Genomic DNA, 24,036 nt, shown 5'->3' on the forward strand with positions numbered 1-24,036 from the left:
TCCGCCCGATCGTTGGTCTCTCACGTTTAGCGGCAACAGCAGCGCAAAGTTTAGATCGAAACCCGAGTTTATTTTTTTAGCAAACGTTAAAACCGCGCGAGGCCAAGCCTGGCGCGGTCCGAAATGTACCGAACGGTTGCTCGGCTTGCGTCAGCCGATCTGCTGCATGATCGAAATCAGCTTTTTCGCGTAGTGCGGATCGGTCGCATAGCCGGCCTTCTGCATCCCGTGCGCGAAGCCTTCCGCGCTCTGCCCCGAGTTCAGCACGCCCGCGTAGCGCGGGTTGTTCTTCAACAGGCTCGCGTAGTCGGTCATCGCGTGCTCGTACGAGTCGTACGCGCGGAACTGCGCGACGACGCGGTGCGGCTTGCCGTTCGAATACTCGGTCGTGACGGCCGACACCGTGCGCCCCGTCCAGCCCTTCGTCGCCTTGATGCCGAATACGTTGTAGCTCGATTCGCCGTTCGCGCCGCGGATCTCGCGCTTGCCCCAGCCCGATTCGAGCGCCGCCTGGCCGACGATGAAGCGCGCCGGAATGCCGGTGGCCGCGCTCGCCGCCTGCGCGGCGCCCGCCATCTTCTCGACGAACGCGTCCGCCCGCTCGGAGCCGCCGTTGCCCTTGAGCGGCGGCGTGAGCGCGCTCGCCGCCGAATAGCCGCGCTTGCCCGCGAGCGCGCCGTTGCCAGGCGCCTCGTTCGCGTTCGCATACGCCTTCGCGAGTGCGCTCATCGCGGCCATGCCGCCTTCGCTCTGCGTGTCGGGCGCGACGTTCGCGTTGCGCATCAGCTGCTTCGTCAGCGCGTCGGCGACGCCGATTCCCTTCGACGACAGCTGCTGCGCGAGCTGCTGGTCGAGCATCGACGTGTACGTCTTCGTCGAGTTCGAATCGAACGGGCTGTCCGACGGCGTCGCGTCGCGCATGCTCTTGAGCATCATCTGCGTGAACATCGCGTCGAACTGGCCCGCGACCATCTTCACGCCTTCGCGCGGCGTCGCCGCCGCGGCCTTCGAGCGCAGCGCGTCGAACCCTTGAACGTCGAGCGCGAAGCGCTGCGACAGATCGTTCGCTTTCGTGAAAGTCGTCACTTAGATGATCTCCAGATCCGCGCGCAGCGCGCCCGCCGCCTTCATCGCCTGAAGGATCGACATCAGATCCGCGGGCGTCGCGCCGAGCGAGTTGAGCGCCTTCACCACTTCGGCGAGGTTCGCGCCCGCCGTCACCATCCGCAGCGAGCCGTTGTCCTGCTTGAGCTGGATCTGCGACTGCTGCGCGACGACCGTCTGGCCATTCGAGAACGGCCCCGGCTGCGACACGACGGGCTGCGTATTGACGATGACCGACAGATTGCCGTGCGCGACCGCGCAGTTCTGCAGCGTCACCATCTGATTCATCACGATCGAGCCCGTGCGCGCGTTCAGGATCACCTTCGCCGCCGCCTTCTCGGGGCTCACTTCGAGGTTCTGCAGCCGCGCCATGAACGCGACCTGCTGCGCCGAATCGGCGGGCGCCGTCAGCTGGATCGTGCGGCCGTCGAGCGCCGTCGCGGTGCCCGCGCCGAAGCTCGAGTTCACCGCCGACACGATCCGCTGCGCGGTGCCGTAATCCATGTCGTTCAATTGCAGCTGCAGCGTGCCGTTCATCTGCGCGAGCGCGTTCGGCACCGAGCGCTCGACGATCGCGCCGCCCGCGACCCGCCCCGCCGCGAGCTGGTTCACCTGCACGCGGCTGCCGTTCGCCGCCGCGCCCGCGCCGCCCACCGCCATGTTGCCCTGCGCGAGCGCGTACACCTGGCCGTCCGCGCCCTTCAGGGGCGTGAGCAGCAGCGTGCCGCCGCGCAGGCTCTTCGCGTTGCCGAGCGACGACACCGTCACGTCGATCGCCTCGCCCGGCCGCGCGAACGGCGGCAGCGTCGCCGTCACCATCACCGCGGCGACGTTCTTCAGCTGCATGTTCGTCATCGCCGACGAGCCGCCGCCGTTCGCCGCGCCGTTGTTGATCGAGATGCCGAGGTTCGCGAGCATGTTCGCGAGCGTCTGCGTGGTGAACGGCGTCTGCATCGTCTGGTCGCCGGTGCCGTCGAGGCCGACGACGAGGCCGTAGCCGATCAGCGGGTTGTCGCGCACGCCCTGGATCTGCGCGAGATCCTTCAGGCGCTCCGCGCGCGCGGCGACGGGCGCGAATGCGAGCGCGAGCGCGCAGGCGGCGAGCGCACAGCGCGCCGCCGCGCGGCGATTCGATCGGACGAGAGGGCGCACGACGCGCGCGAGCAAGGTACGCATCGTCTTCACCACGGCGCGATGTTGAGGAAGAAGCGTTGCAGCCAGCCCATCGTCTCGGCTTCGTTGATGTAGCCCTTCGCCGAGTATTCGATCTTCGCGTCCGCGACCTGCGTCGAGTAGACCGAGTTCTGGCCCGAGATCGTGTTCGGATTGACGACGCCCGAGAAGCGCACGAATTCGTTGCCCTGGTTGATGAGCATCTGCTTCTCGCCGCTGACGATGAGGTTGCCGTTCGGCAGCACGTTCGTCACCGTCACGGTGATCGTGCCGTTGAACGTGTTCGCCGCGCTCGCGCCGCCCGTCGCGGTGAACTTGTTCGCGCCCTCCGCCGACAGGTTCGCCTTGTTGAAGAGGCCGCCCAAGAAGCCCGCCGTCGGCACGTCGAAGCTCGTGTTGCCCTGCCGGTTCGTGTTCGCGCCCGACGACTTCGTCGCGTTGATGTTCTCCGCGATCACGATCGTCAGGATGTCGCCGACGTTGCGCGGCCGCTGATCCTCGAAGAGCGGCCGGCCCGCGTAGCCCGGGTTGTAGATCGAGCCGGGCGCCTGCATCGCGGGCGGCATCGGCGGCGGCGCCGACATCGGCTGCTGCGTGATCGGCTCGCGCGGCAGCTGCGCGCAGCCCGCGAGCGCGAGCGCGGCGGCGGCGAGCGCGGCGGCGGCCGGACGGCGCGCGGCCGCGACGCGCGCGCGGCGCGCCGATGGCGGAAGGAAACGAACCTGCTTCATGGCTTCTGACCTGGGGCCCGTTAGCGCGACATCTGCGTGACGGTCTGCAGCATCTGGTCGGACGTCGTCACGGCCTTGCTGTTGATTTCGTACGCGCGCTGCGTCTGGATCATGTTGACGAGCTCCTGAACGACGTTCACGTTCGACGATTCGACATAGCCCTGCTTGAGCGTGCCCGCGCCGTTCAGGCCCGGCTGCGACACGTTCGGCTGCCCCGACGACGTCGTCTCCGCGAACAGGTTCTCGCCCTTCGCGTCGAGGCCGGCCGGGTTGATGAACGTCGCGATCTGGAGCGCGCCGATCTGCACCGCGTTGTTCGAGCCCGGCTGCGTGATCGACACGACGCCGTCGCTGCCGATCGTGAGCGACGTCGCGTTCTGCGGAATCGTGATCGCCGGAATCACCTGATAGCCGCTCGACGTGACGAGCTGGCCCTGCGCGTTGGTCTGGAACGAGCCGTCGCGCGTGTACGCATTCGTGCCGTCCGGCATCAGCACCTGGAAGAAGCCCTGGCCGTTGATCGCGATGTCTTTCGAGCCGCCCGTCTGCTGCAGGCTGCCCTGCGTATACAGCCGCTCGGTCGCGACCTGCTGGACGCCCGTGCCGAGCTGCAGGCCCGACGGCAGCTCGGTCTGCTGCGTCGCGTTCGCGCCCGGCTGGCGGATGGTCTGGTACATCAGGTCCTCGAACACCGCGCGCGAGCCCTTGAAGCCGTTGGTGCTCACGTTCGCGAGGTTGTTCGAGATCACGTCCATCTGCGCCTGTTGCGCATTCATGCCGGTCGCGGCGATGTAAAGGGAACGGTTCACGTGTTGACTCCTTGTCTGGCGCTTCGCGGCGCTCAGCTGAAATTGAGCAGCTGGTTCGCCGCCTGCTCGTTCTGGTCGGCGGACTGGATCAGCTTCGTCTGCAATTCGAACGCGCGCGCGTTGTCGATCATCGACACCATCGCCGCCACCGGATTGACGTTGCTGCCTTCGAGCGAATTCGGCACGACCTTCACGGCCGGATCGGCGTCGGCGGGATTGCCGTCCGCGGTGCGGAACAGGCCGTCGTTGCCGCGCGTCATCGTCGCGGCGTCGGGGTTCACGAGCTTCAGTTGATCGATCATCGCGACGGCGGTCGGCGGATCGCCCGGCATCAGCGCCGACACCGTGCCGTCCGCGCCGATCGTCAGCTGCGCGTTCGGCGGCACCGCGAGCGGGCCGCCGTTGCCGACGACGGGCAAGTTGCTCGCGGTCACGAGCTGCCCGTTCTCGTCCACGTGCAGGTTGCCCGCGCGCGTGTACGCCTCGCTGCCGTCCGGCAGCATCACGGACAGCCAGCCCGGCCCCTGAACCGCGACGTCGAGCGGATTGCCCGTGCGCTCGATCGGGCCCGACGTGAAGTCCGCGCCGGGCGTCGACGACAGCGTGTAGGTGCGCGTCGTCGCCGGATCGACGTTGCCGCTGCCGTCGTCGAAGTTCATCGGCACCGCGCGAAACGTCGCGAGCTGCGCGCGGAACCCCGTCGTCGACGCGTTGGCGAGGTTGTTCGCGACGACGGACTGCTGCTCGAGCGACTGCGTCGCGCCCGTCATCGCCGTATAGATCAGTCGGTCCATGGCTGGCTGTTGTCCGCGAAGGCGATTACAGGTTGATGAGCGTCTGGTCGACGGTCTGCTGCGTCTTGATCGTCTGCGCGTTCGCCTGGTAGTTGCGCTGCGCGGTGATCAAGTCGACGAGCTGGCTCGTCAGGTCGACGTTCGAGTTTTCGAGCGCGCTGCCTTGCAGCGTCCCGTGGTTCGTGCTGCCGGGCGCCGAGATCTGCGGCACGCCCGACGCGGCCGTCTCGACGTACTGGTTGTTGCCGACGTTCGCGAGGCCGTTCGGGTTGTTGAAGTTCGCGAGCACGATCTGGCCGAGCGTCGACGTCTGGCCGTTCGAGTAGTTGCCCGTGACCTTGCCGTCCGTGCCGATCGAGAAGGTCGTCAGCATGCCGCTCGCGAAGCCGTTCTGCGCGAGGTTGTTGATGCCGCTCTTGCCGCCGTACTGCGTCGTGCCGGTGAGGTCGAGCGTCAGGGTCTGCGGGTTCGCCGCGCCCGTCGTCGTCGGGATCGTGAACGAGAACTGGCCGACGTTCGTCGTCGGCGCGCCGCCCGGCACCGTCGTGCCCGTGATCGTGCCGCCCGTGTTGAAGCTGACCGCGCCGAGATCGGTCGGCGTCTGGCCGGACGGGCCCGCGTACGTCTCCCACTGGCCCGACGTCGCGCTCTTCACGAAATACAGGTTGACGTTCTGCGAGCCGCCGAGCGTGTCGAACACCTGCACCGACGTCGTGTAGTTGTAGCTCGTCGGATCGGAATAGTTGAACGGCGTCGTCGTCGGCACCGGATCTTGCGAGTTCAGGTTGAACTGGCCGGTGATCTTCGTCGTCGCGGTCGGCGCGATGTTGGTCGTCGGCGCCTGCAGCGGCACGGTCGCCGCGGTGTTGATCACGCCGTTCGCGTTCGCCGCGTAGCCCATCAGGTTCAGGCCCTGCGAGTTGACGATGTAGCCGTTCTTGTCGCGCTGGAACGTGCCGTCGCGTGAGTACGTGGTCACGCCGTTGTTCGACATCTGGAAGAAGCCGTTGCCGTTGATCGCGACGTTCAGCGACGACGTGCTGGACGAGATCGTGCCCTGGCTGAACTGCTGCTGCACCGACGCGAGCATCGTGCCGATGCCGATCGGGTTGTTCACGGCAGATGCGACCGAATTCGCGTACATGTCGGAAAACTGCGCGGTGCTGCCCTTGAAGCCCACCGTGTTGGCGTTCGCGATGTTGTTGCCGATCACGTCGAGATCGCTCGACGCGCCCGCCAAACCGCTCAAACCCTGTTGATAGCCCATCTCGGTCTCCGTAGCGAAGAAGCTGGATTAGTTGGTGGAAGACGAGGAGCTGCCGTTCGACGCGCTCTTCGTGTTCGGGAAAATCGACGCGACCTGGCTGAAGCCGACCGTCGAGCCGTTCGACAGCACGAGCCCCGGCGTGCCGTCCGCCTGCTTGACGACGCTCAGCACCTGCGCGGACGACAGCGTCGTGGGCGCGTACTGCTTGCCGGACGTGTCGGTGTAGCTCGCGCTGATCGTGTAGGTGCCGTCGGGCAGCGCGTTGCCGGCCGTGTCGGTCGGCGTCCAGTTGAACGGCACCGTGCCCGCCGACTGCGCGCCCGCGTTGATCGTGTTGACGACGACGCCCGACGCGTTCTTCACGGTGATCGTCAGGTTCGACACGGCGCTCGTGAGCTGCACGCCGAACGGCGAGGCCGCGCCGCTCTTGACGGGCACGGTGTTGCCCGGGGCGAGCACGTTCGAGCCGATCAGCATCGCCGCCTGGGTCTGCTGGCCCGCGGTGAGCTGCGACGACAGCGACGTGAGCGCCGTGTTCAGTTGCGCGATGCCGCTCACGGTGTTGATCTGCGCGAGCTGCGACGTCATCTGCGAGCTGTCGACGGGGCTCGTCGGGTCCTGATTCTTGAGTTGCGTGACGAGCAGCGTGAGGAACGTCGTCTGCAGGTCGGCCGCCGACGTCGTCGACAGCGAGCTCGCGACGTTGATGTTCGCGTTCGTGCCGCTGGTGCCGCCGGCGCCGTTCGTACCGTTCGTACCGTTCGTACCGTTCGTGCCGCTGGCGTTGCCGGCGCCGCTCGTGCCGCTCGCCGCGTTCGTGCCCGTCGTGCTCGACGATTGGCTGTTCGAGCTCATCGTGTCGAACGGCAGCGGGTTCACGGTGGTGCCGCTGCTGCCGATGGTCGTAAAGGAGGATGTCATCCCGGTTCGCCTTTCTCTGCTATGCGTGTTTCGGTCGATGGAAAGCCGCGCGTCAGCTGCCGATCGTCAGCGTCTTCAGCATCAGCTGCTTCGCGGTGTTGAGCGTCTCGACGTTCGCCTGGTACGAGCGCGACGCGGAAATCATGTTGACCATCTCCTGCACCGGATCGACGTTCGGCATCGTCACGTAGCCGTTCTGGTCGGCGGCGGGGTTCGACGGGTCGTAGGTCGTCTTCATCGGCGACGGATCGTCGATCACCTTGGTCACCTGCACGCCGCCGACGCCCTGGCCCGACGCGGTGCGCGCGCGCCCCATCGGCGCGGTCGCGAACACCACCTGCTTCGCCTTGTAGGGCTTGCCGTCGGGGCCCGTCGCGCTGTCGGCGTTTGCGAGATTCGACGCCGTCACGTTCAGACGCTGCGACTGGGCCGACATCGCGGAACCCGCAACATCGAAAATGTTCATCAATGAAGGCATGCGTACTCCTTATCGCGTTGCGCGCTCATTCAACCGTTTCCCGTGACGCGCGCGACACGCGGGAAAAAGCAAAGCGCCGAAGCGGCGCGTCACGAACTCGAATTCGACGTGATCGCGGCGATCATCGTCTTGATCTGCTGGGTCATCACCGTCATCCCGGCCTGGTAATGCACCGCGTTGTCGGCGAACTGCACGCGCTCGGTGTCGAGATCGACGGTGTTGCCGTCGAGCGCCGGCTGCTGCGGAATCCGGTACTGCGCGCGGCCGTAGTCGTCGCTCGGGCCGCCCGTCGGAATCAGCTTCACGTTGCCCGCGAGGTGCGCGCCCGACGTCGTCGCCATCGACATCCCGCCCGTCACGCCCGCCGGCTGAGCGAGCGGCAGTTGCGCCGCGTTGCCGGCGCTCGCCGCGCCGTCCTGCTTGAGCGCGCGGGCGAGCGTCGACGAGAAGTTGACGTCGCGCGCGCGGTAGCCGGGGGTGTCGGCGTTCGCGATGTTCGACGACAACAGTTCCTGCCGATATGCGCGCACGTCGAGCGCCTGGCGGCCGAATGCGAATTCGGCATCGAGTTTGTCCAGCATCTGCAAGCCTCCGTCTGAAGATGCGCCGCTCCTTCGCCGCCCGCGATCGACCGCGACGCTCAGTCGCTCGACCACGGGCGGCCAAAGAGGCTTTTTTCCATGAGACGCATGGTAGGCGGGCGACGCAACGGGCAATCGGGCGAATAACCGGCAAAGGGCCCCTCTATTCGCGGTTTGCCGGCGCTCGCCCATCCCTAGAATGCAACCCGTACCAAACGGTTTCGAGGAGGGCGCGATGACGACTGACGCAGGCCGCGCGACGCGCACGCGCTTCGCGGCGGCGCTCGCGCTGGCGGGCTGGATGTGCGGCGCGCTCGCGCAACAGGCGGGCGACGGCGGGATGATCGTGATTCCCGGGCGCGGCGAATCGGCGGAGACGGCGCTCGCGAACGCGGCGAACGCCGCGGGGGCCGGCACGCCGGGCGCGGCCGGCCGGAACGGAACGGGCCATGCGGCGGGCACAGGCGCGTGGAACGCGCAGGCCGCCGCCCAGGCGGCCGCCGTGTGGGCCGGCCGGACCGGCGCGGGATCGGACGATCCTGCCCGCCCCGCGACGGCAGCCGAACGAAACGACGGCCCGATCGTGATCGAACCGGGCCCGGCCGCATCGAGCGACCGGATCGCGGCACCGCCCGCCGTCGGGTGGAGCAGGCAAGCGAATGCGGCCGCGCCGGCAGGCGCGCGCAATGGGAGCGCGAATTCCGGGGGCGCGAACTCCGCATCGCCGACGGCCGGATCGAATCCTTCGGCAGGCACGGTGTCAGCGAGAGCCGGATGGCCCCCTCCGGGCGGCGCGAACGCGCCCATCCCCGCGAATCGGAACAACCCGGCGGCAAGCGTCGCCGCCGGCGCCAATCCCGCATTCCGCGCGGGCGCCGCGCCGCGCGCGCCGGCCGATGCGCAGCAGGTCGCGACGGTCGTCGCACGGGACGCGGGCGCGTCCGCCGGCCAGCCCGCCAACGCGCAGGCAACCGCCCAGCCGTGGCAGGCGCGGCGCGCGCAAGCCGCAGCCGCCACGCGAAGCGGCGTGCTTCCCGTGTCGTTGCGCGCGGAGCCCGCGCCGCGCGCGCTGCCGGCCCGTCCCGCGCCGCTTCGCACGGCGGCGGCCGCCGCGGCCCCGGTTGCGATTCCGGCCCCGATTCCGGTTCCGGCCGGCCAGCAGGACGGAGAAACGATCCGCCGCGCGGCGTTCGCGTTCCTGCAACAGCAGGCGGCGGGCCTGCCCGGCAAGACCACCATCACGGTCGCGCCAGCGTTCCCGCGCGGCCTCGCCGCATGCACGACGCTCGAGCCGTTCCTGCCGTCGGGCGCGCGCCTGTGGGGCCGCACGACGGTCGGCGTGCGCTGCGCGGGCGAGCGTCCGTGGACGATCTACCTGCAGGCGAAACTCGCCGTCCAGGCGACCTATTACATCGCGGCGCGCCAGATCGCGCCCGGCCAAACGCTGTCCGCCGCCGATCTCGTCGCGCGCGACGGCGACCTGACGACGCTGCCGCTCGCCGTGATCACCGATCCTCAGCAGGCGGTCGGCGCGACCGCGCTCACGCGCGTCGCGGCCGGGCTGCCGCTGCGCCAGGATCTGCTGAAGAGCGCGGCATCGGTGTCGATCGGGCAGACGGTGCGGGTCGTCGCGTCGGGGCAGGGATTCACGATTTCGGCCGACGGCAGCGTGCTCAACAACGCGGCGCCCGGCCAGCAGGTGCGGGTGCGGATGGCGGCGGGCCAGATCGTCACGGCGATCGTCAAGGACGCCGCGACGGTCGAGATCCCCCTCTAAGATTGCAAACTTTCGTTGATTCAGGGATTTACCGAAAAACGGGTGCTAAAGTTCGGGCCGGCCTTGCCGTTATCGTGGTCAAACCCGTACAGGAAACACCATCGTGAAAGTCGATTCCACCACTACTTCGAACGCCCGCACGCTGTCGAACGCCAGTGCGGGCACGGCTCGCACGCAAGCCGGCCAGCCGGCCGCGGCTCAGGCGCCTGCCGGCGCCGCGAGCGCGCCGACGGGCGGGGATGCGAACGTGAGCCTGTCCGGCCTGTCGTCGACGCTGCGCGGCCTGGCCGCCTCGGGCAGCGCCGACATCGATACCGCGCAGGTCGAGGCGATCCGGGACGCGATCAAGAACGGCACGCTGTCGATCGACACGGGCAAGATCGCCGACGGAATCCTGCAGACCGCCCGCGATTTGCTGAAGCAGCCGCCGCAAACGGGCAACAGCTGAGCCGGCTTCGCGGCCGGACGACGGAATGCGTAACACGGCGCACGGACGGTCCGCGCGCCGCCAAGTCGAGCCAAACGAGATGAGAGACGAACTGCTGGCCACGGTCAACGACGAGCACGCGACGATCGAAGCGTTCGCGTCCCTGCTCGCCTACGAGGAAAAGGCGCTGACGACGGCATCGCCGATCGACGCGCTGCCGGGCATCGTCGACAGGAAAACCGAGCTGATCGAAAAGCTCGCGCAGCTCGAACGCCAGCGCGACACGCTGCTCGCGTCGCGCGGCCTGCCGGCCGGCAAGAAAGGAATGGATCGCGCGGCCGAAACCGACGCGCGCCTCGCGAACGGCTGGCAGTTGCTGCAGCAATCGGCCGAGCGCGCGCGCCACGCGAACGCGATCAACGGAATGCTGATCCGCATTCGGATGGACTACAACGAACGCACGCTCTCCGTGCTGCGCGCCGCGCCGCAGCGCAACGGCTTTTACGGGCCGGACGGCCGCGTCGCGACGGCCGCGCCCTAAATACGCCCCTCGATCGCCGGGCGCGGCTCGCGCGTCGGCACGGGCTCTCGAAGCAAGCCGAGCCGGCGTCGATCGTGCTCATTCGCGACGATCGATATCGCGAATCGGCTTCATTCGCGCCGCCTGCCGGCGCCTTCGTCGGCCCCGCTCATCCCTCGGACGCCACAAGCTGACTCGCGCGCGAGCGCCGGACGATGGCTGTCCCGAGCGCGGCGGAATGCGCGTGAATCGTTGCCCTGCCCGGCGCCCCATGTTCCCGTCGCCCGATTGCCCCGAATCCGGCGACGCGCATCGCCCCGACTTTTCCTGCCCTGACTCATTACGCGTGGACGACTTGGCGGCTCCGGCGTCGCCCGTTTGCACGCGTCGCAAACCGGGATTCGACCGGGCTCCGCTTCCCGCGCCGGAATCGAGCGGGGAACCCGAGGCCGCCTGCCTCTGCCTCTGCCTCTGCCTCTGCCTCTGCCTCTGCCTCTGCCTCTGCCTCTGCCGTTGCGGTTGCGGTTGCGGTTGCCGCCACCGCACCGCGACCACCGCCGCCGCCACCGCTACCGCTGCCACCGCCGCTGCCGCTGCCGCTGCCGCCGCAAACCATCACATCGCATGACGCTGCGTCGAAGCAAGACGTCCCGGCCGCCGGTTCACGCATCGTCCGCGCCGCCGGCCATCGAAGCAGCACCCGAGACTTCCTATCCGGCCGGCGGCGCCCTTTCACGTCCGCCCGAATCCAATCGGAACTTCCCCCGCAAATCGGCGCTTTTTCCGCACGCCGCAATTCGCTCCACGACGTAAATCGAGGCCGACACGGCGAATTCGCTGATCCGCGCGGCCCGTTCATTCGGCCGATTACGACCGTTTTTCCGATTCGGCGCCGCGTTTTCCGTAGATCGCACCAATTGCGCCCACGGGTGCTTTCCTAAGATGTTTTCACGGACCTACCAAGCGACGCAGGGTTCGTACCGAAAACACATCCCGCCGAAAGGCAGCTTCATGTTCATCAAGGAGCAACCATGGCATTTCCGACCAGCGTCAACGACCAGATCACCGATTCCGTCACCCAGGCCAATACCAAGGTATTGGGCGATGCGCCGGCGATCGCGATGGGCAACCTCTATCAGGCCACGGCGCAAGCGCTCGCCAATACCGCCCACAACGCCACCAACGCTCAGCAGCAAAGCTACGTCACCACTCAAGCCGCCACCACGATGGGCGTGGCGACGCTGTACTCGCTCGACACCGCCGCCACCGGCGTATCGACCAAGGACATCCTGAGCACCGGCGTTCGCGGCCTCGGCAGCTGATCGCCCAAGCCTAATTCATTGAGGAGCCCGACATGGCTTTTCCGACCAGCGTCAATGACCAGATCACCGATTCCGTCACCCAGGCCAACACCAAAGTGCTGGGCGACGCGCCGGCCATCGCGATGGGCAACCTGTACCAGGCTACGGCGCAAGCCTTGGCCAACGCGGCGCACAACGCGACCTACGCGCAGCAACAGAGCTACGTCACGGCGCAAGCCGCCACCACGATGGGCGTCGCGACGCTGTATTCGCTCGACACGGCCACGACCGGGATCGCCACCACCAAGATCCTCGGCACTTGAGGACTGCCGGCGACCGTTGACACCAAGGAGTTGAGCACATGGCCTTTCCCACCGCCGTCAACAACCAGGTTACCGATTCGGTGACCCAAGCGAACACCCAGGTGCTGGGGGTGTCTGCGTCCATTGCGATGGGCAACCTGTACCAGGCCACGGCGCAGGCCTTGGCCAACGCGGCACACAACGCGACCCTGGCGCAACAGCAGATGTACGTCACGGCGCAGGCTGCGACCACGATGGGCGTCGCGCTGCTGTACTCGTTGGATACCGGCAGTACGGCAATGGCGACCAAGAAGATCCTCGGCTGAGGGTCCTGCGTCGATCACCACGCCTCGTCATCCATATATTAAGGAGTATGAATCATGGCATTTCCCACTTCAGTCAACAGCCAGATCACCGATTCGGTCTCGCAAGTCAACACGAAGGTACTGGGCGACGCGCCATCCGTCGCGATGGGCAACCTGTACGTGGCGACGAGCCAGGCGCTGTCGAACGCCGCCCACAACGCCACGAACAATCAGCAGCAATCGTACGTGACGATGCAGGCGTCCACCACGCAGGCCGTGTCCACGCTGCTGACGGTGGAAACGGGCACCACGGGCGCCGCCACCGCGGAAATCCTCGGCCTGAAATAACCACGCGTGACGCCCGCGGCCGACGCACCGGGGTACGCGGGCGCCGCGCGCGCCAGCCATCGAGTATTCCGCTGAACCGGTCTGCGCGATGCCCGAGCTCGCCGTAGGTCAAACGGCCGCAGTCGCGATGGCAATGACCTATCTCGCGATGGCCGACAGCCTCGGCATCGCGATGAGCAATGCCGTCGCCAATCAGCAGCGAGGCCAGGTCATCGCCGGCGCGGCCACGACTCAGGTTCTCGCCTTGATCATCGCAAAGGGAAGCCAACAGGGAAGCTAACCGTCATGAGCACCGATGACAGCTCCGTCAACAGTCAAATCGTCGACGCCGTCAGCAACGTCGTCACGCTGACGACCGGCCAAGCGCCGTCACAAGCGTTCGGCATGCTCGACGCCGTCTTGCTGGAGACGCTCGGCATGGCAATGCACAACGCGGTGAGCCGCCAGCAAAGCGCAGGCATGATCAATTCGGCCGCGCTGACGGCCGCGTGCGCGAAGATCCTCGCCGTGCCGTTCCCGGTCCCGCCGCCGCCTCCGCCGCCCGCGCCGACGCCGCCGCCCGACGTGCATCCGCTGCCGGGCCCCGACGAATCATTGTCGCCCGTTTACGTCGTGGAGGCGGCCGTCAAGGAAGGCGAGACCGCGTTCGGTGAAGCCAAGGCCGCCCTCGACGAGCTGAAGGTTTCGGCCGACACGGCCGCGCAGGACGCGGGCGACGCCGAGTATGCGCTGGATCAGTTCGCACAATCGGTCACGGCGGCCCTATCGAAGCCCGGCGGCGACACGCCGATCCACGGCGGATCGGGCGGCAAGAGCTGACGGGGTTCATGCGGATCGCTGAACAATTCAATACACCGAAGGAAATGTCATGGACCCCTCGAAGGTGAACTCTCAAGTCATCGACGTGATCAACCAGAGCCAGCTCGCGACGATGAGCCCGCAGGTGGTGCTGACGAGCGGCGCGGGCAAGGCCTACCAGTCGGTCGCCCAATCGACCGCGCTCGCGGTACAGGACGCGACCGACGCGCTGCGCAACATCACCACGATCGCGACGACGGCCGCCGGCGTGGCGATGGCGCAGTTCCTCGCCACCGGCAAGCCGCAATACGCGGCGGCGCTCACCCAGGCGCAGGACATGATGAAGTCCGCGACCGACGACTACGCGAAGATCGGCACGGTCGCCGCGACCGTGCTCAAGGGCTTCCCGGCGGGCTGAAGCGGACGGTATGCACCCGCAGTCCGACCAAGGAGCATTGCCATGACCGTATCCGTTGCCGGCAAGTTGATACCGCAGCCCGACGCGCTGTCCGATATCGGAAAGCGGGCGCTCGAGTTCGTCGACGGCGGCACCGAGTGGCTCGACTGGGCCGCCACCGCGCCGACGGCGCGTTACGCCTTCGCGGACGAAACCGAGCTGATCGCCACGGTGCAGCAGGGGCTGCACGTGTCGCGGCATACGCTGCTGCCGCAACTCGGGCTGATGGTCAGTCCGGTGAAGCTCATGACGCTGAGCCTGGCCGACCTGAATGTCCTCGCGCGCGCCGAAAGCGGCGACGGCTCCTCCGTCGTGGCCGCGCAAGTCGCGAAGATTCTCTCGGAACACGGTCTCGTCACACGCGACGAACTGGCCGCGGGCGTCAGTTTTCTCGCACAACTCGGCGTCAAATCGGCGCCGCTGTTTCAGGCGCTCGGCTTCGACGAAAGCCTCGCGGTCACGAACCTCATGCACCTGCCGCAGAGCGCGAGGCAACAGCCGTTGCAGCAGGAAGCGGCGTCGTTCGCGTTGAAGCAGGCGCGCACCGTGCACGAGTTCTGCGACTTCTATCGGTTTTATCTCGACTATGCGGAACAACTGAACAGCAGCGCCGCCACGCCCGAGCGACGCGATGCCGCGGCCACCGACGCTTCGCAAGCGTTGCTGCGGGTTCTGTTCGGCGCGCTCGACTGCCCGCAAGTACAGGGCCTGGCCGGGCCGTCCGAAGTGGCGCAGACGGTGCGCAACTGGCTCGCTCAAGGCCGGCTGGTGGGTTTTGCGAGGTTGTCGCAGGGCGCGCAGCAGATCGTCCAGCACACCGCCTACAAGGGCGAGACCGGCGAGGCGGCCAAGCGCATCGTCGATCTCTTCATGCATGCGGCGCAGTCGTTTCTGGCGGCCCACCAGCCCGAGCGCGGCACGATGGGCCAGGATGGCGCGACATGTCTGTTCCTCGTCGAGTCGGCGCAGCTGCGCGCCGAATTGCAGTTGAGCGGCAACGGCGTGATTTCACTGAGCGACTTCGGCGCGAGACCTGCCGCGCCGGCGGCGCTTGCGACCATCGAGTCGGACCGAGCGTCCACAGAACAGGAGAACGCATCGTGAGCATTCCAAAGATATCGATTCAAGAGGTATCCGAACGAATGGAAGATCCGCAAACGGTGGCCGACCGGCTGCGCGTGTCGGCACCGTCCGGCGTCGCGCCGTCCATCACGCCACCCATCACGCCGCGCATCACGCCGGCCGACGCGCCGCCGGACTTCTCGAGCGCGAGCGCCGTCGTCGCCGACATGCGCAGGGAAGCGCGCGCGAAGGCTGAGCAGATGGTGATGGAAGCCAGACAGGCGCTGCTGGAATCGCTGCATGCGTTGCACGCGACCGGAAAGGCCGATGCTGTTTCCGGCGTTGCGGCTGCGGCGTCGAAAAAGCGAGGCAAGCGATGAAACCTCAACGCAACGTATCGGCGACGAACCCGCCCGAGTCCATTTCGCAGATCGCCGAAACGCAGGCGCAAGAGGCGGTCGACAACGCGGTCGCGGCCAGCGACGAGGCGATGCGGGCCGCGTTGAGCAGCACGGCGCACGCCGGCGCGGCCGACGGCGGTCACGCCGCGCTCGACGAGGCGGCAAAGCTCGCGGAACAGGCGCTCGCGGCCGCGCTAAGCGGTGCGGCCGCGAGCGAAGCCGCCGTGGCGAACGCGTCGCGGCAAGCCGGCGAGGCCGAGACTCGCGCGGTCGAAGAAGCGCAGCGACTGGCCGAGCAGGCGATGGCGGCTGCGGCGGGGCGGGTGGAGTAGCGCATGGATACCCCCGACTTCGAGAGAGGTGCGCGTTCAGCTTGCAACCTTGTAACGAGCCAGGCCGCAATCAAATCGCTACGGAACGAGGCCGGGGGCTTGCCGGCCGTCGACGAAGAACTCGCCACGCTGCGGCGGCATTCGTCGAGTGCCGCCATCGGCGGTTTAGCTTAGGAGCACGTATGAAAGAAGAGCACGACCAGCGATCGGCACGGCGCGCGATGAGCGCCTGGCTGACCACGCAAATCAACAATGTGGCAAAGCCTGACGGCAATACGGCAACGCCTCACCCCATCGCAACGCCGGCTATCCGTGAATGCGTCTTGTCGGCGCTGCAGAAAATCGACACCGACATTGCCCAACTGAACCGATCGCTACAAGACAAGTACTGCCTAGCCCCGAACCGTGACCTGGTGAAGTTCTATATGAAGGGCGGCAATGCTTTCGAATGCGTACGGAATCCGACTGGGGCGGAAGCTAAGCAATACGGCGGCGGTACATCAGACTGGGATACGCAGATCATTGTCGACCCTTGGGCGCCGGTGCCGCTGCAGGCCATCATCTATGGCCTTCTGGAAGAACTGGTGATGAACACCATGATCGAAGCCGGCGCAGAAATCGCGTCGGTAGCCGGAGAATTCGTCAAAGAAACGGGCGACCGCTGGACAGACGAGCGAGCCACGCTCGATGGAGGGAAATGCTCAGCCTATACGCTTCAATACGACGACCCACAATCGCTGCGGCGGGTGTTCGACCAGCAGCGTCTCGGGCTCTGGACCAACGACCAGCGCCGGATATCTGATCCGAACATGTCGAACCAAGAGCAAAAGCGCATTCCCGGCATCCTGCTCAATGACGCAATCCGACCATTCATCCTGCACCGGCTTGGCTACACCTGGCACGCGAAGCTGGATCAACACGAACCGCCGGTCCGTCAAGAGAACGTGAGGGATATTCGCAAGCCGGTGCTGATGGAGCTGATCGACGTCACGCTGCCGCGGCGCGACACGATCGAGGCGGTGACGGTCTGGGAGGAACTGGCGCAGGGGCTAATCGAAATCGAAAAATACGATGTCGGAGTGAAAATGCCTGACGGCACCAATCCTTCCCACGGGCCCGTGAAGCTGCCGTTGCCGAACATCATGTATCACCTGCGAGAAATCGCCACGATGCTGTGCGAGATCGCAGACGGTAGCTCGCATCATCAGGACAAGCTCGCGAAACGTTTTACGCGCTTCAAACTAATCTGGGACAACGGTGACGCGAGTCAGTGGCAAGACATCATCCACGCACTTAGCGCAATGGCTGGCGCAAGCGACGGCGAGATGGCCAAAGTAATCGATCGCCACACGCCGTTTCCTAAACCCAACAGCACAGTCACCGAAAAGATCAAAGATCACGTCAAGGATGAAAAGCAGAAGGAAGACATCTTGGGGAATAAAGATCCGGCCTACCGCCTGGCCCGCAACTTGATGGACCGGATTGCCGACAGCGCAGCGAGCCAGGAAGGCTGTTTCGATCGAAAAGGCCATGTCAGCTTGACGTTGCCGATTCGCTTCGACAAGGAGCGGGCCCAATTAAGGCGATGGTTCGACGACGCGATAAAGAGGCTTCCCCCCGCCGTCGCCGCGGGCATACTCGAAGCCGCGTTCAGCGACGACCTGGTGTTAATCGGCTTCCTGGAACAGAACGAATACCTGTCACCGAGCAAGATTGGCTTTTCGGGGGTGTTTCAGGCCATGATGATTCGCGTGGCCACCAAGGTGCAAGTGGATGTGCTACTCGCGTTGTTCCAGACATTGCTCGATTCAGGCTCCGCCGGCGCCCAAAACGCTCGGCGGAAAAACTCGGTGCGTTTTCGAGTCTATAGCGTGCCGCGCGCCACCGGTGTCACCCATGAGTCGACGATGGTGGTGTTCAATGGGGGCAAGGCAATCGCTTATCTGTCCGTTACCACTGCAACGCGAGGCGAGGCGCCGTTCCGGCGCGACCCGGTCGATCCCGATCTGGACTACGCATCGCTGCCGGAAATCGCCGCGCAACGCAAAGTCGCTGCGGCTCTGATCGAGGACTACCTGGTTCGCCAGGCAATCTCGCGACAATACGAGGCGCTGAAAACGCTACTCCCCGTGATTTGATCGGTGGTGGCCGCAGAGGCCGCGCGGTGTCGCCTCGCGCGACACATCGATCGACATGCTCGTCGGAAAAGGACCAAGACCATGCCCTTTTACGCAGGCTTCGACACCGACATCTTCCCCGGCCCACTGCAGCTCGCCTGCCGGTTGCGGCTACCCAGGCGCGATGGCGTGGCAGCACCTGCAAAACCGCGTGTTGATGCCCGCAACGATGCAGGTGGAGCTGAGCGCGTCGAAGCTGAAAGACCCGTCCGCCCCGTCCATATCGCGATGGCAGCGGCACGTCACGCAATCGAGCCCCTGAACTCGCGCGGACTCAACCCCACGATGCGCCTGAAGCTCTTTTCGAAGTGGCTCAGGTCGCCGAAGCCGACGCTCAGCGCGACTTCGGTCACGCGCGGACAGTCGTCGCGCATCAGCAATTCCTTCGCCTTCTCGATGCGAATGTGCTGAAGCAGCGGCTTGAACGCGACATTCAGCGTGTGACGGAACAGGTAGCTCAAATGCGACGGGCTCACGTGCGCATGCTGCGCCAGCTGCTCCATCGAAACCGGATTGGCGTAATGTTCGCCGAGATACAGCAGCGCCTTGCGCAGCGCCTTATGCAATCGCGCCAGCTCCGCGCCATTGCGCATCATCGCGCACCGGGCCCAGTGGGCAGGCGTCGCCGAAGCGCGCAATGCGGCGGCGTCCGGCTCCGTCGCGCGCGGCGACATGTCGTCGTCGCGATCCGAAACGCGCGTCGCGCCGGCGCGCTCGCTGCGCGGCTGAGAAATCAGCCACGGCACGTGAAGCGCGACATCCGCGCGGCCGATGGCCGCATCGCCCGTCATGACCGCAAGACGCGCGATCACGCGCTCCAGTTCATACAGATTTTCCGGCCACGCATAGAGCCGGCAAATCTCGAGCAGCGCGTCGCCGCACTTGCGCTGCGCGACGTAGCCATGATGTTCGAGCGCCGCGACGATCAGCGGCGCGATGTCGTCCTGGCGCAGGCGAAGCGGCGGCACCGTCACCGACAGGAAATCGAGCTCGGCCAGCACGGCTTGCGAGAATCGCCCCTCTTCCACGCATCGTCGCAGATCGGAGGTCGTCGACGCGACCACGCGCACCTCGCACTCGTCCGGCACCACCAGCCATTGCCCGAGGCGCGAATGCAGATGCTGGCGCAACTGGTTCTGAAGCCGGGGCGCGAGCTCGTCGATGCCGTTGAAGAACAGGGTGCCGCCCGCCGCCTGTTTGAACCATTGCGCCGGCTCGCCGGCAGGATCGGCGCAATTGACTTCGATGAACGGCCCGTCCCGCCGAGGGCCGCAACAATGCAGCGCCGCCGCCAACGGAGCTTTCTCGGTGCCGAACTCGCCGGTGAGCAACACGGGCAACGTGCTGAACGACGCCTTTTCGACGAAAACCTCGACGCGGTGCAACGGCTCGGACATGCCCACCAGCAGCAAGCTGCGGCTCAAACGCTGCTGGGCCCACCTTTGCACGTCGTAACGCTTGCACAGTAGCGCGCAGCGATGCGCAAAGGCGGCCCCCCACTCGGCGAACGCGTCCGAACGGCCGGCGTCGCCCCGCGCATTCAGCCGCAGCGTGCCGAGTTGCTCGCCCGCATATGTGACCGGGAATCGCGCCGAATGCTCGTCCGGCGCAGCATGTTCGTCGACGTTCGTCTCGTCGAGCCATGCGAGATCGAACAGTTCGCCGTTGCGATTCGACTGCAGGACGCCCACGCCGCGCAGCCACAATGACGCGCTCCCCACGCCCAGTTGCCGAACGAATGCGCGCACCAACGATTCGAGCAGATCGGGGAACGTCCGATAGGGACGATAGACGCCTCGCAAAAGCGATTCCACGTCGATGGCCTCGTTCGCGCGTTGACGACTTCGATCATCCCGGCATCGAGATGCGCATGCCGAACTTCATCGCTTGCCCGACGCGGGCGGGCGCTCCTGCCTGCGTGATGTCGAATCCGGAAACAGTCCGCATCTGGCGTCTCCCTCGCGTGATTCATTGGCGTGTCGCGATGACGGCGCGGCGTAGCCGCGCGCCATCGCGAGTACATGAAGTATGCAAGCCGCGCGCGCCACCGAATGAGACGAGCGAGCCGTTGTCAATCGTTGTTCACATGGGGCGCGGCGTCACGCAGCGACAGAGCCGTGACAGCGGCAAGCTGCCGTGCGGCGGCAGGCGAACGTCGAACATTCGATTGCGCGCTCCGCGTAACATGACGGCGGACAATGTGTCGGCTGACGTCAACGGCGGAATCGGAACCGAATTTTTTCAATCCGCGAATCGATTGCCTGAATTGGTTATCCCGAAGGAGAAACCATGGAAGCTTCGCCGGGCCGTATCCTCGTCGTCGAAGACGACCCCATCACCCGCACGATGCTGGCCCGCTATCTGAGTGACGCGGGCTTCGACCTCCTCACCAGCGACAATGTCGCGCAAGCCCGCGAGGCGCTGCGCGCCGCGCCAGCCGACGTGCTGCTGCTCGACATCAACCTTCCCGACGGCGACGGCATCTCCCTCGCCCGCGAGCTGCGCGAGCACAGCGCCGCGGGCGTCATCTTCGTGACGCAACGCGACGGCGACATCGATCGCGTCCTCGGCCTGGAAACCGCCGGCGACGACTACATCACCAAGCCGATCCGGCTGCGCGAGCTGCTCGCCCGCGTGCGCGCCCTGCTGCGCCGGCAACGGCTGTATCGCGAGATCGCGCCTGTCGACTCGGTGCTGACGTTCGGCGGCTGGCTGATCGACCTTCGGCGCCGGGAACTCGCGCTGTCGGGCGGCGCCGTGCTGCCCCTCACCCCGCGCGAATTCGATCTGCTGGCCGCGCTCGTGATGGTTCGCGGCGCGACGCTCACGCGCGAGTATCTGCTCGAAGTGGTCAGCAAGCGCGAGCACACGGCGGACTCGCGCAGCGTCGACACCTTGATCGCCCGATTGCGCCGCAAGATGTCCGACGACGCCGGCACGATGCGCTGCCCGATCGGCACGGTAGTCGGGATCGGCTACCGGCTCGATGCCGCGGTGAATCGCGGCAGTTGACGACCGCGCCGCGCACCGCGCGCCTCGCGCGCGATTTTGCGCAATGCGTCGAAGCTGTGTTCGAATTCGATGCCGAGCGCGACCACGAGTGCGGCAAGCTCGGAGGCGTCGTCCCGAGCGGCCGCCCGTTTCACCCGCTCGGCGAGCCGCCCCAGTCTCGCGAGCCCCAATGCCGCCGCCGAGCTCGTCAGCCGGTGTGAAAGCGCGTTGATTCGATATGCGTCGCGCTGCGCGACGGCTTCGCCGAGCTCGTTCAGCAAACGTCGCCCCGCATGCCTGAACTGATGCACGAGCCAGCCGAGCGCGGCGGCGCCGAGCGCGTCGGCATGCTCGCTCAGACAAGCGAGATCCACCGCCGCGTCCGTCGGCCAGATCTTGTCCGAAGGTCGAGGCCGCGCGACAGCCGTGCCGCCGACTGTCTCGAGCACCCGGTGCAGCGCATCTCGCCGGATCGGCTTCACCAGCACCGACGTAAAGACATCGGCCGCGCCGGCGCTGTGCGCGCCAACGAGATCCGCAGTCAGCACGACGATCGGCATCTCCCGCCGCGCCTGTTCGCGCGCGTCTTGCGCGCGTATGCGACGCGCCGTTTCGATGCCGTCGACGAACGGCATGTGAAGGTCGACGAACACGCCGTCGAAATGCTCGCGAGCGGTTTGCGCGAGCGCGGCCTCCGCGCTGCCCACGGGCATGGCGTCGTGGCCCGCCTGAGTCAGGAGGCCGCCAATCACGATCTGGTTGATCGGATCGTCGTCGACGACGAGAAGCTTCAGCCGCCGCGACGGAGGTGACGCGGGCGTATCCGGCGGCGTCGCCGCGGCCGCCGCGGCCACGGGCACCACGACCTGGAACCGGCTGCCGGCGCCATGCTCGCTCGCCACCGTGATCGCGCCGCCCAACATGCCGACGACGCGCCGGCACACGGCCAACCCGAGGCCCGCGCCGCCGAAGCGGCGTGCAATCGATTCGTCAGCCTGAGCGAAGTCATCGAAAATCCGCGCCAGCATGTTTTCCGGAATGCCGATTCCGGTGTCCTCGACGGCGATCTCCAGTTGCAGCTCGTCCGCCGCGTGGCCACGCATGGCCAACGAAACGCCGACGCGCCCCCGCTCGGTGAACTTGACCGCGTTGCTCAACAGATTCATCAGCACCTGGCGCAGGCGGCCGGCGTCGGCGTGCAGCGCTTGCGGCACGTCACGACTGACGACGACGTCGATGGTTGTCTGCCGGGCCAGCGCACGCGCGTGCATCAACTCGGCGGCGCCTTGAACCAGTTGCCGAGGATCGAAATCGGTCGAAACCGGCGCCTCGACCACGACGCCCAGCCGCACGTAATCGATCATGCTGTCGAGCAGGCCGATCAGATGTTCGGCGCAATCTCGCGCGATAGTGACCTGACGGTGCTGTATCGCGTCCAGCCGCGAGCCCTCGAGCAGTTGCAGCGAGCCGAGCACGCCGTTCATGGGCACGCGGACCTCATGACTGACTACGGCCAACAATCTCGTCTTGGCTCGGTCGGCGGCTTCGGCCGCGTCCTTGGCGCGCTGCAGCGCCTCGCGTTGATGGGCGTCGCTGCGCACGCGGGCGAATTCCCGTCGGCGCATTCGCTCGACACGCCAGAGCTGTTGCAAACCCGTCGCGAGCGCGAAACCCATCGCGATCGACATCGGATAGAGCAGCGGCGACATCGCCGCGCACCGCCATCGCAGTATCGCGATGAGCCCGACCGCAAAGCACGCGCCGTTGATCGCGCTCGTCACGAAGCGCAGCGGCAGGAAAGTCACGAGCCCGAACAGCACGGTTTGCATGACCAGCAAGTTCGACGGGCTCGCGACACCCTCGGCGATCGCCTGCAGATCGATGACGATCGCCCAAGCCAGCAGCAGGCAATGGAGCGCGGGGGCCTCTATCGGCCGGCGCAACCGCAACAGCAGCCATGCCGACCACACGACCGCGGCGAGGCGCAGCCCGAACTGGATGGCCGACTCGAGCTCGAATCCGGCCTGCCTGATGTCGTTGAGCGCAAAAGAGAGCGCGGCAATGACCGCAACCCATATCGCGGCCCGCGCCTGATATACGGTTTCCGACACGCGGCATCGGCGGAAGGTCTGTTCGGTTTCCGCGTCGACAAATTCAGGAATTACGCCCCTCAGCATGTCGGCAGTCATAGTTGTTCTGATTAAGCAATACCCGTCGGGCATGCGGGTCGGGCTGGCCAGCTGGAATTTTAAGAGCTGAAAGAATCGATGGCAGCATTCGTTTTCGAGATCGAGGAATCACGAGCCGAAAACACGGCGAGAATCGCGGCGCGCCCGCCCTGCCGTGCTCACGAACCCATGACCCCGATCCGGAAAAAACGATGTCGAGACCGAAACGGAAGATTGAAGGCCGGTTCCGTCGATTGCCGGAGCCTGAAAACAGGCGAATAACGAAGCCGTCCGCCCCGGACCGCAATTCGGGAAAGATTTCGTTTGCGCAATGAAGAGGGATATCCGGAATACCGCGGGCGAAACGATACGCGCCTTAATCAAGTCTTTCGGAATGAATCGGCATGATCGATTCATCATGCGGCCCGATCGTGCCGCGCGCCGATTCATTGAGCCGCGCTATGCAAGCGGATAACGGATCGGCCAAAGCGAGGCGGGGCGCCGTCAGGCGCAAGGCGACCGTGCGTCGGGGCGCTCTCGCGCGCCAGCAAGCGCGGCGATTCGACGACGCCGGTCCGTATCCGTGAAAAATCGCCCTTCAGGCCGCCGATGGCCTTGCGGATGTCGCGCGCGAAGGATGCGACCTGGATCGCCGTTCCCTGCGCCGCCGGCGCAGCGCGGCGATCGGCCCGCATTTCCCGCCCCACGGGCCGGTGATCGGCGGTCTACGCCGAAATCGGATCGGCCGCCCGCGCGCAGCCTTGGGCGCGCCCGCGCGCGGCCTTGTGCGCGCCCGCGCCCGGCATGCGTTC

The 24,036-nt window shown here is 66.5% G+C and carries 26 protein-coding genes; 15 read left to right on the forward strand and 11 right to left on the reverse strand.

Annotated features, from left to right (window positions below):
• Positions 1–150 precede the first annotated feature (150 nt).
• The 9 genes from flgJ to flgB form a co-directional block, all read right to left on the reverse strand.
• Entirely contained in the window at positions 151–1,086 is a 936-nt protein-coding gene (flgJ, locus tag X946_RS13725) for a flagellar assembly peptidoglycan hydrolase FlgJ (RefSeq protein WP_038748405.1), read from the reverse strand.
• Positions 1,087–2,280, reverse strand: a complete 1,194-nt coding sequence (locus X946_RS13730) for a flagellar basal body P-ring protein FlgI (RefSeq protein ID WP_052145091.1) — start codon at positions 2,278–2,280, stop codon at positions 1,087–1,089.
• A 5-nt stretch (positions 2,281–2,285) separates the two neighbouring features.
• Complete coding sequence (gene flgH, locus X946_RS13735; RefSeq protein ID WP_038748409.1) at positions 2,286–3,008, reverse strand: flagellar basal body L-ring protein FlgH; 723 nt, start codon at positions 3,006–3,008, stop codon at positions 2,286–2,288.
• Positions 3,009–3,028: 20 nt separating this feature from the next.
• A complete protein-coding gene (gene flgG / locus X946_RS13740; RefSeq protein ID WP_038748411.1) occupies positions 3,029–3,817 on the reverse strand; it encodes a flagellar basal-body rod protein FlgG in 789 nt (262 codons plus the stop codon).
• Between the two features lie 32 nt (positions 3,818–3,849).
• Positions 3,850–4,611, reverse strand: a complete 762-nt coding sequence (gene flgF, locus X946_RS13745) for a flagellar basal-body rod protein FlgF (RefSeq protein WP_038748414.1) — start codon at positions 4,609–4,611, stop codon at positions 3,850–3,852.
• Positions 4,612–4,636: 25 nt separating this feature from the next.
• On the reverse strand, positions 4,637–5,878 hold the full coding sequence (gene flgE / locus X946_RS13750; protein ID WP_038748416.1) for a flagellar hook protein FlgE: 1,242 nt from the start codon (positions 5,876–5,878) through the stop codon (positions 4,637–4,639).
• Between the two features lie 27 nt (positions 5,879–5,905).
• The gene (gene flgD / locus X946_RS13755; protein WP_038748418.1) at positions 5,906–6,799 is read right to left on the reverse strand and encodes a flagellar hook assembly protein FlgD; all 894 of its coding nucleotides are present in this window, start codon (positions 6,797–6,799) and stop codon (positions 5,906–5,908) included.
• 52 nt (positions 6,800–6,851) lie between these two features.
• Positions 6,852–7,277 (reverse strand): flagellar basal body rod protein FlgC, encoded by a 426-nt coding sequence (gene flgC, locus X946_RS13760; RefSeq protein WP_038748420.1) that lies wholly within the window; start codon positions 7,275–7,277, stop codon positions 6,852–6,854.
• 89 nt (positions 7,278–7,366) lie between these two features.
• Positions 7,367–7,858: a flagellar basal body rod protein FlgB gene (flgB, locus tag X946_RS13765; protein WP_038748422.1), complete on the reverse strand. Its 492-nt coding sequence runs from the start codon at positions 7,856–7,858 to the stop codon at positions 7,367–7,369.
• A gap of 235 nt (positions 7,859–8,093) precedes the next feature.
• Here flgB and flgA point away from each other — a divergent pair, with 235 nt between their 5' ends.
• The 14 genes from flgA (at position 8,094) to X946_RS13835 (ending at position 18,026) form a co-directional block, all read left to right on the forward strand.
• Positions 8,094–9,635 (forward strand): flagellar basal body P-ring formation chaperone FlgA, encoded by a 1,542-nt coding sequence (flgA, locus tag X946_RS35680; protein WP_038748425.1) that lies wholly within the window; start codon positions 8,094–8,096, stop codon positions 9,633–9,635.
• Positions 9,636–9,738: 103 nt separating this feature from the next.
• A complete protein-coding gene (flgM, locus tag X946_RS13775; protein ID WP_038748426.1) occupies positions 9,739–10,083 on the forward strand; it encodes a flagellar biosynthesis anti-sigma factor FlgM in 345 nt (114 codons plus the stop codon).
• 25 nt (positions 10,084–10,108) lie between these two features.
• Positions 10,109–10,603, forward strand: coding sequence for a flagella synthesis protein FlgN (locus X946_RS13780; RefSeq protein WP_161788665.1), 495 nt, complete (start codon positions 10,109–10,111; stop codon positions 10,601–10,603).
• 1,010 nt (positions 10,604–11,613) lie between these two features.
• Positions 11,614–11,904: a RebB family R body protein gene (locus tag X946_RS13785; RefSeq protein WP_006024230.1), complete on the forward strand. Its 291-nt coding sequence runs from the start codon at positions 11,614–11,616 to the stop codon at positions 11,902–11,904.
• A gap of 32 nt (positions 11,905–11,936) precedes the next feature.
• Positions 11,937–12,206, forward strand: coding sequence for a RebB family R body protein (locus tag X946_RS13790; RefSeq protein WP_006024229.1), 270 nt, complete (start codon positions 11,937–11,939; stop codon positions 12,204–12,206).
• Between the two features lie 38 nt (positions 12,207–12,244).
• Entirely contained in the window at positions 12,245–12,511 is a 267-nt protein-coding gene (locus tag X946_RS13795) for a RebB family R body protein (protein WP_038748430.1), read from the forward strand.
• Between the two features lie 54 nt (positions 12,512–12,565).
• Positions 12,566–12,838 carry a RebB family R body protein gene (locus X946_RS13800; protein WP_006024227.1) on the forward strand — a complete coding sequence of 91 codons (273 nt, stop codon included), beginning with the start codon at positions 12,566–12,568 and terminating at the stop codon, positions 12,836–12,838.
• Between the two features lie 88 nt (positions 12,839–12,926).
• Positions 12,927–13,118 (forward strand): RebB family R body protein, encoded by a 192-nt coding sequence (locus X946_RS13805; protein ID WP_038748432.1) that lies wholly within the window; start codon positions 12,927–12,929, stop codon positions 13,116–13,118.
• A gap of 5 nt (positions 13,119–13,123) precedes the next feature.
• On the forward strand, positions 13,124–13,657 hold the full coding sequence (locus tag X946_RS13810) for a RebB family R body protein (protein ID WP_038748434.1): 534 nt from the start codon (positions 13,124–13,126) through the stop codon (positions 13,655–13,657).
• 49 nt (positions 13,658–13,706) lie between these two features.
• A complete protein-coding gene (locus tag X946_RS13815; protein ID WP_038748436.1) occupies positions 13,707–14,054 on the forward strand; it encodes a hypothetical protein in 348 nt (115 codons plus the stop codon).
• Between the two features lie 42 nt (positions 14,055–14,096).
• On the forward strand, positions 14,097–15,197 hold the full coding sequence (locus X946_RS13820; RefSeq protein WP_038748438.1) for a hypothetical protein: 1,101 nt from the start codon (positions 14,097–14,099) through the stop codon (positions 15,195–15,197).
• Between the two features lie 56 nt (positions 15,198–15,253).
• Positions 15,254–15,535 carry a hypothetical protein gene (locus tag X946_RS13825; RefSeq protein WP_226383081.1) on the forward strand — a complete coding sequence of 94 codons (282 nt, stop codon included), beginning with the start codon at positions 15,254–15,256 and terminating at the stop codon, positions 15,533–15,535.
• The gene (locus X946_RS13830; RefSeq protein WP_038748441.1) at positions 15,532–15,888 is read left to right on the forward strand and encodes a hypothetical protein; all 357 of its coding nucleotides are present in this window, start codon (positions 15,532–15,534) and stop codon (positions 15,886–15,888) included. The genes X946_RS13825 and X946_RS13830 overlap by 4 nt, the downstream gene beginning before the upstream one ends.
• A 182-nt stretch (positions 15,889–16,070) precedes the next feature.
• On the forward strand, positions 16,071–18,026 hold the full coding sequence (locus X946_RS13835) for a hypothetical protein (protein WP_235364027.1): 1,956 nt from the start codon (positions 16,071–16,073) through the stop codon (positions 18,024–18,026).
• Positions 18,027–18,307: 281 nt separating this feature from the next.
• On the opposite strand, the gene X946_RS13840 is transcribed toward X946_RS13835, so the two are convergent.
• Positions 18,308–19,879, reverse strand: a complete 1,572-nt coding sequence (locus X946_RS13840) for a helix-turn-helix domain-containing protein (RefSeq protein ID WP_038748443.1) — start codon at positions 19,877–19,879, stop codon at positions 18,308–18,310.
• Between the two features lie 475 nt (positions 19,880–20,354).
• Between X946_RS13840 and X946_RS13845 the strand changes: the two genes are divergently transcribed.
• A complete protein-coding gene (locus X946_RS13845) occupies positions 20,355–21,077 on the forward strand; it encodes a response regulator transcription factor (RefSeq protein WP_038748445.1) in 723 nt (240 codons plus the stop codon).
• Here the strand turns inward: X946_RS13845 and X946_RS13850 are convergent.
• On the reverse strand, positions 21,041–23,245 hold the full coding sequence (locus X946_RS13850; protein ID WP_038748447.1) for an ATP-binding protein: 2,205 nt from the start codon (positions 23,243–23,245) through the stop codon (positions 21,041–21,043). The genes X946_RS13845 and X946_RS13850 overlap by 37 nt on opposite strands.
• Between the last annotated feature and the right edge of the window lie 791 nt (positions 23,246–24,036).

The sequence above is a fragment of the Burkholderia sp. ABCPW 111 genome (assembly GCF_000773065.1).
GTDB classification, from domain to species: Bacteria; Pseudomonadota; Gammaproteobacteria; order Burkholderiales; family Burkholderiaceae; genus Burkholderia; species Burkholderia savannae.

Coding starts and splice junctions, on each gene's coding strand:
- X946_RS13810 (WP_038748434.1), top strand. CDS start 13,124: ATGAGCACCGATGACAGCTCCGTCAACAGTCAAATCGTCGACGCCGTC.
- X946_RS13800 (WP_006024227.1), top strand. CDS start 12,566: ATGGCATTTCCCACTTCAGTCAACAGCCAGATCACCGATTCGGTCTCG.
- X946_RS13820 (WP_038748438.1), top strand. CDS start 14,097: ATGACCGTATCCGTTGCCGGCAAGTTGATACCGCAGCCCGACGCGCTG.
- flgE (WP_038748416.1), bottom strand. CDS start 5,878: ATGGGCTATCAACAGGGTTTGAGCGGTTTGGCGGGCGCGTCGAGCGAT.
- X946_RS13795 (WP_038748430.1), top strand. CDS start 12,245: ATGGCCTTTCCCACCGCCGTCAACAACCAGGTTACCGATTCGGTGACC.
- X946_RS13850 (WP_038748447.1), bottom strand. CDS start 23,245: ATGACTGCCGACATGCTGAGGGGCGTAATTCCTGAATTTGTCGACGCG.
- X946_RS13785 (WP_006024230.1), top strand. CDS start 11,614: ATGGCATTTCCGACCAGCGTCAACGACCAGATCACCGATTCCGTCACC.
- flgD (WP_038748418.1), bottom strand. CDS start 6,799: ATGACATCCTCCTTTACGACCATCGGCAGCAGCGGCACCACCGTGAAC.
- flgB (WP_038748422.1), bottom strand. CDS start 7,858: ATGCTGGACAAACTCGATGCCGAATTCGCATTCGGCCGCCAGGCGCTC.
- X946_RS13805 (WP_038748432.1), top strand. CDS start 12,927: ATGCCCGAGCTCGCCGTAGGTCAAACGGCCGCAGTCGCGATGGCAATG.
- X946_RS13780 (WP_161788665.1), top strand. CDS start 10,109: ATGCGTAACACGGCGCACGGACGGTCCGCGCGCCGCCAAGTCGAGCCA.
- X946_RS13845 (WP_038748445.1), top strand. CDS start 20,355: ATGGAAGCTTCGCCGGGCCGTATCCTCGTCGTCGAAGACGACCCCATC.
- flgH (WP_038748409.1), bottom strand. CDS start 3,008: ATGAAGCAGGTTCGTTTCCTTCCGCCATCGGCGCGCCGCGCGCGCGTC.
- flgF (WP_038748414.1), bottom strand. CDS start 4,611: ATGGACCGACTGATCTATACGGCGATGACGGGCGCGACGCAGTCGCTC.
- flgC (WP_038748420.1), bottom strand. CDS start 7,277: ATGCCTTCATTGATGAACATTTTCGATGTTGCGGGTTCCGCGATGTCG.
- X946_RS13835 (WP_235364027.1), top strand. CDS start 16,071: ATGAAAGAAGAGCACGACCAGCGATCGGCACGGCGCGCGATGAGCGCC.
- X946_RS13815 (WP_038748436.1), top strand. CDS start 13,707: ATGGACCCCTCGAAGGTGAACTCTCAAGTCATCGACGTGATCAACCAG.
- flgA (WP_038748425.1), top strand. CDS start 8,094: ATGACGACTGACGCAGGCCGCGCGACGCGCACGCGCTTCGCGGCGGCG.
- X946_RS13730 (WP_052145091.1), bottom strand. CDS start 2,280: ATGCGTACCTTGCTCGCGCGCGTCGTGCGCCCTCTCGTCCGATCGAAT.
- X946_RS13830 (WP_038748441.1), top strand. CDS start 15,532: ATGAAACCTCAACGCAACGTATCGGCGACGAACCCGCCCGAGTCCATT.
- X946_RS13790 (WP_006024229.1), top strand. CDS start 11,937: ATGGCTTTTCCGACCAGCGTCAATGACCAGATCACCGATTCCGTCACC.